This is a genomic window from Komagataeibacter intermedius TF2 (genome assembly GCF_000964425.1).
Lineage (GTDB): Bacteria > Pseudomonadota > Alphaproteobacteria > Acetobacterales > Acetobacteraceae > Komagataeibacter > Komagataeibacter intermedius.
This window is the reverse complement of sequence record NZ_BANF01000156.1, coordinates 1-1,007: the sequence shown is the minus strand read 5'-3', so window position 1 is coordinate 1,007 and position 1,007 is coordinate 1. Positions and strand designations below refer to the sequence as shown.

The 1,007-nt window shown below is 58.8% G+C and carries 1 pseudogene and 1 other annotated feature; the pseudogene reads left to right on the top strand.

Features of this window, described 5'->3' with window-relative positions:
• Positions 1 to 28: 28 nt before the first annotated feature.
• Positions 29 to 1,007 (top strand): annotated as a pseudogene (locus tag B7449_RS14885) (IS3 family transposase); the annotation flags it as partial.
• Positions 316 to 432, top strand: a sequence feature (AL1L pseudoknot). Its footprint overlaps the pseudogene before it by 117 nt.

Genomic DNA, 1,007 nt, shown 5'->3' with positions numbered 1-1,007 from the left:
AGAGTAAAACTCTCGGAGGATGAACCCTATGGTAGAGAAGAAGAAGACATTGCGTTATTCGCCTGAGTTCCGTGAGCGCGCCGTGCGCCTTCTGGACGAACATCGATCGGATTACCCGAGCATTTCGGCGGCCTGTCGCGAGATTGGTGGCAAACTCGGCTGTTCGGGAGACAGCCTGCACGACTGGTGGAAACAGGCGCGGCGAGACGTTGGTGCACAACCGGGACCGACTACGGCTGAGACGGCACGGATCAAGGCGTTGGAGCGTGAGGTTCGTGAACTGCGTCAGGCCAATGAGATCCTCAAGAAAGCTTCGGCTTATTTTGCACAGGCGGAGCTCGACCGCCCGTTTCGCAAATGATCGCATTTATTGAAGCCTGTCGTGCCGATTATGGGGTCGAGCCAATCTGTCGCGTTCTGCCGATTGCCCCTTCCACGTTTTATCATCAGGCGGCCATAGCGAGAGATCCGGCCAGAGCCAGCATACGAGCACAATGTGATAGGGATCTGATGGCGCATATCCGTCGGATCTGGCACGACAACCGTGGTGTTTATGGTGCGCGCAAAGTCTGGCACAGCCTGCAGCGCGAAGGACGGAAGGTCGCGCGCTGCACTGTCGAGCGCCTGATGCGGCAGATGGGCCTGAAGGGGGTGATCCGAGGCAGGAAGGTCATCACGACCCGTCCGGATACGGCGCGTCCCTGTCCCGATGACAGGGTCAACCGGCAGTTCCAGGCGGAGGCTCCCAACCAGCTCTGGGTCTCGGACTTCACCTATGTCCAGACCCGGAATGGCATGGTCTATGTGGCGTTTGTCATTGATGTGTTCGCCCGCCGGATCGTGGGCTGGAAGGTCTCGGCCTCCATGACCACCCAGTTCGTGCTCGACGCCCTTGAACAGGCCATCTGGCAACGAAAGCCCGCGGGAAATAAGGCGCTGATCCATCATTCGGATCGTGGTTCACAATACCTGTCGATCCGATATACCGAACGCCTGGCGCTGGCTGA